This is a genomic window from uncultured Gimesia sp. (assembly GCF_937910335.1).
Lineage (GTDB): Bacteria > Planctomycetota > Planctomycetia > Planctomycetales > Planctomycetaceae > Gimesia.
On record NZ_CALEMX010000053.1, the window covers coordinates 1 to 6,855 of the forward strand.

4 protein-coding genes are annotated in these 6,855 nt (G+C 45.6%); 3 read left to right on the plus strand and 1 reads right to left on the minus strand.

Annotation, left to right across the window (positions count from 1 at the left end; translation table 11 throughout):
• Positions 1-1,081, minus strand: a 1,081-nt coding sequence (locus Q0668_RS02085) for a hypothetical protein (protein WP_298859449.1), incomplete at its 3' end; no start/stop codon positions are given.
• Between the two features lie 525 nt (positions 1,082-1,606).
• Between Q0668_RS02085 and Q0668_RS02090 the strand changes: the two genes are divergently transcribed.
• The 3 genes from Q0668_RS02090 to Q0668_RS02100 all read left to right on the plus strand — a co-directional run bounded on the left by Q0668_RS02090 (position 1,607) and on the right by Q0668_RS02100 (position 6,849).
• Complete coding sequence (locus Q0668_RS02090; RefSeq protein WP_298859451.1) at positions 1,607-2,116, plus strand: hypothetical protein; 510 nt, start codon at positions 1,607-1,609, stop codon at positions 2,114-2,116.
• 125 nt (positions 2,117-2,241) lie between these two features.
• Complete coding sequence (locus Q0668_RS02095) at positions 2,242-3,702, plus strand: efflux RND transporter periplasmic adaptor subunit (protein ID WP_298859453.1); 1,461 nt, start codon at positions 2,242-2,244, stop codon at positions 3,700-3,702.
• Positions 3,703-3,756: 54 nt separating this feature from the next.
• Positions 3,757-6,849 (plus strand): CusA/CzcA family heavy metal efflux RND transporter, encoded by a 3,093-nt coding sequence (locus tag Q0668_RS02100; RefSeq protein ID WP_298859455.1) that lies wholly within the window; start codon positions 3,757-3,759, stop codon positions 6,847-6,849.
• The last annotated feature ends 6 nt before the right edge of the window (positions 6,850-6,855 follow it).

Genomic DNA, 6,855 nt, shown 5'->3' on the forward strand with positions numbered 1-6,855 from the left:
ATTGTTGTGTTCTGAGTAGCAATCCGATGGGGCCCGTAAGACCCACCGATTCTTCTTTCAACTTTGTTTGTGTGAATTGTTTTTTGAGGTCTTCCAAGATCTGGCTTGTGTTTGATATGCTCTGGTCAACACCCTCGATTTTTTTGTTGAGTTGCAGGATTTCTTCTGCATATTTCTGATTTTGTTCTGCCAGTGGTTGCAGGAGAGGATTTGTTGCAAAAACTTCCTTTCGCGCTTCTTTAACACGCATCTCAGATTCGATATTCCGCCGATTTTTGATCTGTTTTTTTAAGACATCGACCGTTTCTTTTTGCTTTTCCAACTTCAGTTTTAAAAAATCGAGTTTTATACGCGGGAAACCGACTGTATCTTCCGCGTCATAGGATGCGAGTTCGTTTTTTAAGGCAGGTTTTTCAAAGAGGAATTGATTCAGTTGTGTCGTAAGTTCTGTTTCTCTGGCTGTAGTGACCGCCGTGGGTTCATTCACAGGGGCTGGGACTTTTAATTGCTTATCGATCTCTGCTGCTTTTTCATGGATGGCACTAATGCGCGCTAACGCCTCTTTCTGACGATTGGCCCGACTTGAATATTCGGCTTCCATAGTGGATAGCGCTTTTTTGTCTTCTTCATATTGAGTCTCTGCCTTTGCAAGCTCTTGTTCCAGATCTGAAAGAATTTTGATGTGAGAAAAGGAAGGGGTCGGTTGATTACTCTTTTGCTTAAGCTCAACTTTAATGACAGAAAGTCTCTGCATCACATTTTTCGAATTGGTTTCGAAAAAATGTGCTGAATCTTGAAATTCAGAGGCTTTCTTCAAGTTTCCCAGCGCTTGATTGTAAAAGTCAATTGCCTTTTTCTGGTTCTCTTCAGAGAGGTCTTTAATATTTTTGACCTGATCAATATTTTTCTGAATCAGTTCCGCTTTGATCTCAGGCGATTGCTTTTGGGATGGTGAAGTGCCGGGCGGGAGTTGAGTTTTAGAAGTTGGCTGGGCTTGTATTTCCAGCATGGGGAACAGGGTAATTGCCAACGCGAGTACAGGGAAATGCCACATTTTTAAGAGTCGAAGCCGAATTGTCATACGGGTTGATATCTCAGTGAAAAAAACTGGTTGAATCTGATTAAGAACTGACTCTCAGTCATCTCTCAGTTTGCAAGTTTAGTTCTTTGCGTTCTGTTTCAGCAAGGTGTGCGGACAGTCTCTTTGTAAAAAGTCGTACTGCTGTAGTTATTGATATCAATAGTTGTCTTCGTGTTGTGTATTTCAATGTCAGAGGGAGCGATATCGAAAATATGCCGGAATTTGCAGATCTAAATCGGTTCCGGATCTTTGACTTGTGATATAATAAAGAGAGGTTCTGTCTCTATGCGGGGTGGTTGACGCTTTCCTGTAGAGCGTAGACCTTGCAATCAATGCCATTGAAGAGATTGGGGCTCAAATGAGTGATGAGATCCAATGTCTTGTGTGAAAACAGGAGCAGATTAGAAACAAATCGCTTGACATATTCCGTATACCGAACAAATAATGTATCAATGGCTGTTGTATGTTCAGCCACCTTCCCGAAAACCCTCCCTTTAATCTTCAATTTGTTTAACGACAGTGCAAATGAATTCTGTGTTAAAAAACTTTGACTCTCAACTTCATTGGACGGCGCGATGTCTCATTCGTGTCTGTCTCTTGCTGTCGTTGTGGAATCTACCGTTTCCCTGGTTGCATAATCATGATTTGCATCAGGAGACAGAGGAACATAGTTTTTGGTTGTTTTCGCATGTTGACGAATTCCATAATGAGGGTGGAGAGGAGCTCAAAGAACAGGGCTGGCACCTGCATTTTGTTTATTTTGGAGGCGAACAGAACAGCAATCCTTTTGAAGACCGATTCCCGGTTCAACATCAGTTCATTGTGGGTGAGTCTTCTCAGCCGATGCCTGCTTCCGAGTTTGCACAAACATCTTTTCAACGCCAGGTTTTTGCATCCGTCAGTTTAAAAGATGTTTTCGCCTCCCCTTTCAGTCTCTCAGTCCTTTCGATTAAAGATCGAGTGGTTCAAGAGCAGTTTCTACAATCATTTCAAAAAAGATCTCTTCGTGATCTGATCAGCGTTTCGCTCTGCTGATTCAATTTCATCCTGCTAGAACGTTGTCTCGTTTTACAGTTGGGATCGTGCGCATTTCATTACTCAAATGATCTGACTTCAGCATGATGCCGTTCTCTTTTCCGTTGATGCGGGAGAATTGAATCATGAAATCACGTGTAGTTATTGTCCTTTTGATTTTTGTCTCAGTCATGGGAGTCGTCTTTTTCTGGGACCAGGTTCCGCATGATTTCGAACAGGGCCCGCTGACAAAACCAGATTCGTCAGATACGGAAAAGGAATCAGATGGTCCTTCTTCAGATGTATTACTCTCTGAAGAGAAAATCAAGGCGATGCATTTAACGCTCTCTTCCGTAAAACGACAGAACCTGAACCGGGTGCGCATCGTTCCGGGAAGATTGCGATACGATGATCGCAAACATGTCGATATCAAAGCACCTACGGAGGGCGTCCTGATTGAAACCCGGGTCAAGCCTGGTGACTCGGTCAAAACGGGCCAGATACTTGCGGTCATTAATAGTCCCGAGATCGGAACGGCCCGTGCAGATCTATTGCAGAGAACGACCGCATATCAACTGGTGCGCAATCAGTATGACTGGAAAGCACTGATCCAGAATAATGTCCAAAAGCTGGTTGATGCTTTGTTAAGCCAGCGTTCAATGGAGTCTGTAGAAAAAGAATTTACCAATGCGAAGCTCGGGAGTTATCGATCTGATTTGCTACCTGCCTACTCCCGCTATTTATTGGCTGTGATGGTCAATCAGAAGTCGGCACCGTTGGCAAAATCAGGAGCAATTTCGCAACAGACGCAACAGATGCGGGAAGCTGAAGTACAGGAATCCAGAGCTAATTTGAAAGCGTTATGCGAACAGTCGATTTACGATGTACGTCTGGAACGCGATCAGATGCTGGCTAAACTCAATGATGCCAACCACCGGATGAAAATCAGTCAGCAACATCTGGAATCCCTGATTGGATCAGGGAAGGATCTGAATGCCGAGGAATTACAATCAGCTGCAAAGTTATCTCGCCTGGAGATTATTGCTCCCTTCTCTGGAACGATTGAAGAGCGGACATTTAGTCAGGCGGAAAGGGTTAAACAGTCTGATTCATTATTTGTTTTATCACAAACCGACTCACTTTGGGTGGCGGCTGATATCAGAGAATCGGATTGGAGCGCCATCTCTTTGAATAGTGGTCAGGATCTGAAGGTAAAGGTCATTGCCTTTCCCCAACTGACGTTTTCGGCCCGTCTGTATTATCTGGGACGTAAAGTCTCGCCGACAACTAATTCGGTCCCTTTAATTGCCGAAATTAAAAACCTCAAAGGGTTGTTACGACCAGGTATGTTTGCCCAGGTCATGATTCCTGGCAAGGAAAAATCAGATGTCATCGCGGTGCCGGCCCGCGCAGTACTTGATGATGCCGCACAGGAGTTTGTATTTATTAAAGCTTCCGACCGGTCTTTTCGACGAGTCGATATCCAATCGGGATTCAAAACAGAAGATTGGGTTGAAGTACAAAAAGGCCTTCACGGCGGAGAACAGGTGGTAGAGGAAGGGGCATTTACTCTGAAATCCGAACTGTTGCTGGAACGGGAAGAATAAGAATAGCGGGTTCCTTTACTGTTCGATTTTCTGTTCTCTGATGGAGTTGTGTTGATGTTATCGCGCTTAATTGAATTTTCACTGGCCAATCGATTTATTGTCCTGGTATTGACATTTTTAATGGCGGCAGGAGGGCTGTATTCTGCCATTCATCTGCCTATTGATGCTGTGCCTGATATGACGAACGTGCAGGTTCAGGTTGTTACAGATGCCGGTTTTCTTTCACCAGTGGAAGTGGAACGTTATGTGACCTATCCTGTTGAAACAGCGATGGGGGGGCTTCCCCAGGTGGAAGAAGTGCGTAGCGTTTCCAAGTTTGGAATATCGGTTGTCACAATCGTATTTGAGGAAGGGACTGATCTGTATTGGGCTCGTCAGCTTGTTACCGAACGAATTACCGTGGCCTCGGCTGATATTCCTCCCGGTTATGGGACACCTCAACTTGGTCCCTTGGCGACAGCGCTGGGAGAAATTCTTCAGTTTGAAGTGCGTGGTGAAGAATATTCTTCTATGCAACTTCGAACGATACTGGAATGGGAAATTGCGCCCAAACTGCGCGAAGTTCATGGCGTAACGGAAATTAATACACATGGCGGTTTTTACAAAACGTTCGAAGTGCAACCGAATCCAGATCGATTGAACAGCTACGGAATTTCTCTGGCAGAGCTTTACCGTCGAATTGAAAATAATAATTCCATCGCAGGGGGGGGATATGTTGTTCACAATCACGAACAACGATTTATTCGTGGTCAGGCACTTCTGAAAAATCAATCTGATATCGAGAACATTGTTGTTCGCCATGATCCCGATAGCACGCCTATTCTGGTGCGCGATATTGCGAAGGTCGAAATTGCTCCGATGACGAGGCAGGGGTCTGTGACCCGCGATGGGAGAGGAGAAGCAGTTACCGGTCTCGTGATGATGTTGATCGGTGAAAATTCACGGGAAGTGGTTGCCGCGTCAAAGGAAAGATTGGAAGAAATTGAAAAAACGCTGCCCGAAGGAATCAGGCTCGAAATTACCTATGACCGTTCCTCCTTAATCAGCCGAACGTTGAGAACCGTGCTTACCAATCTAGTTGAAGGGGGCATTCTGGTGATCATCGTTCTGCTGGTCATGCTGGGGAGTTTTCGCGCGGGTTTGATTGTGGCGCTGGCGATTCCCTTGTCGATGCTGTTTGCCACGAATTTAATGGCGGCAACTGGAATTACGGCCAGTTTAATGAGTCTGGGCGCCATTGATTTTGGATTAATTGTAGATAGCTCTGTGATTATGGTGGAAAACTGTATTCGCCGTATCTCGTTAAATAAAGCTGGGAAATCACATTTGGCGGTAATTCGTGATGCAGCGATTGAAGTTCGCAAACCGACCATGTTTGGGGAATTGATCATTGCCGTTGTGTATCTTCCGATTCTGGCTCTTCAGGGTACTGAGGGAAAATTATTTCGCCCGATGGCATTAACAGTGTTGTTTGCATTAGCAGGTTCATTGGTGCTTTCACTTACGCTGATGCCTGCACTCGCTTCGCTTTCATTACCAAAAAAGATGTCAGAAAAAGAGATCTGGTTGATACGCTGGATCAAAATATTATATCAGCCACTGGTAACCTGGACGATACGGCATCCGTGGAAGACTGTCTTTGCTGCCTTGCTGGTTTTTGCAATCAGTCTTCCCGTAGGAGGCAATCTGGGAGCCGAGTTCATGCCTCGTTTGGAAGAGGGTGATTTACTGGTTGAAGCGGTCCGTTTACCGAGCGCCACCATTGAAGATTCCGTTGTCATGTCGACTCAGATTGAAAAGGTGTTGATTACATATCCTGAAGTGAAAACAGTATTTTGTAAAACCGGGCGTCCTGAAATTGCCAATGATGTGATGGGCGTGCATCAAACCGATGTCTGGGTGATACTGAAACCACAGGCAGAATGGCCGCAATTGAAATCGAGAGATGACCTTATCGAAGAAATGTCTGCCGATTTGAATAAAAGTGTTCCCGGTGTCGCCTTTGGTTTCACACAGCCGATTGAAATGCGCGTCGATGAACTTGTGGCGGGGGTTAAAGCGGATGTTGCTGTTTTACTCTATGGCGATGATTTATCAATACTCAGTTCCAAAGGTAAAGAAATCGAACGAGTTCTGAAAAATGTGCCCGGCGCCGTTGATGTGAAAGCTGATATTCAGGCCAACCTGCCTACGATTCGGATTGAACCGAAATGGGATGCATTGGCACGTTATGGTATGGACGCGAAAAATGTAATGGATGTGGTTTCTTCATTGGGTGGACATCAGGTTGGCCTGATCTTTGAAGGTCGCGCCCGTTTCCCGATTATTGTGCGGATTCCACAGGTCTGGCGAGAGAAAATCAGTTTGCTGGAACAAATTCCGGTTTCTAACTCTCTCGGTGTTCCAGTGCCTCTCAAAGAACTGGCTGAAATTTCATTTGAAGAGACTCCTCCTTCGGTCGAACATGAATCCAATCGTCGACGAACTTTCATTCAAGCGAATGTACGCGAGCGCGATGTGGCCAGCTTTGTGGGTGATGCACAGCGGGCAGTTCAAGAGCAGATCCGACTGCCGGAAGGATACGAAATTCGTTGGGGCGGTGATTTTGAAAACTTGCAATCCGCCAGTAGACGCCTGGTGATTATTACCCCGATCGTACTCTTATTGATTTTCCTTTTGCTGCATACGACCTTTCGATCGGTACGATTGGCGTTGTTGATTTTTCTAGCAGTACCCATGGCGGCTTCAGGGGGGATTTATGCATTGGCATTGCGTGATATGCCCTTCAGTATTTCTGCGGGCGTTGGGTTTATCGCGCTCTTTGGTGTCGCTGTTCTGAATGGTCTGGTCTGGGTCAGTGCAGCGGAGAATTTGCGGATCAAGCAGAAAGTTCCCGTAAATGAAGCCACTTTTCAAGCAGCTTTAGCGCGATTACGTCCTGTATTGATGACGGCGATGGTTGCCAGTCTTGGGTTTTTGCCGATGGCACTGTCACAAAGTGACGGCGCTGAGATGCAGCGTCCATTGGCCAGCGTAGTGATTGGTGGATTGATCACTTCAACGCTGTTGACCTCGCTGGTAGTGCCTGCCATCTATCCCTGGTTTGCACCGCGCCAAACTGATACTGATACTGAATCTGATGAATAACGTTTG

What these genes read in the sequence shown, in the direction of transcription:
- Q0668_RS02100 (WP_298859455.1), top strand. Translation starts at nt 3,757, where the DNA reads ATGTTATCGCGCTTAATTGAATTTTCACTGGCCAATCGATTTATTGTC.
- Q0668_RS02090 (WP_298859451.1), top strand. Translation starts at nt 1,607, where the DNA reads ATGAATTCTGTGTTAAAAAACTTTGACTCTCAACTTCATTGGACGGCG.
- Q0668_RS02095 (WP_298859453.1), top strand. Translation starts at nt 2,242, where the DNA reads ATGAAATCACGTGTAGTTATTGTCCTTTTGATTTTTGTCTCAGTCATG.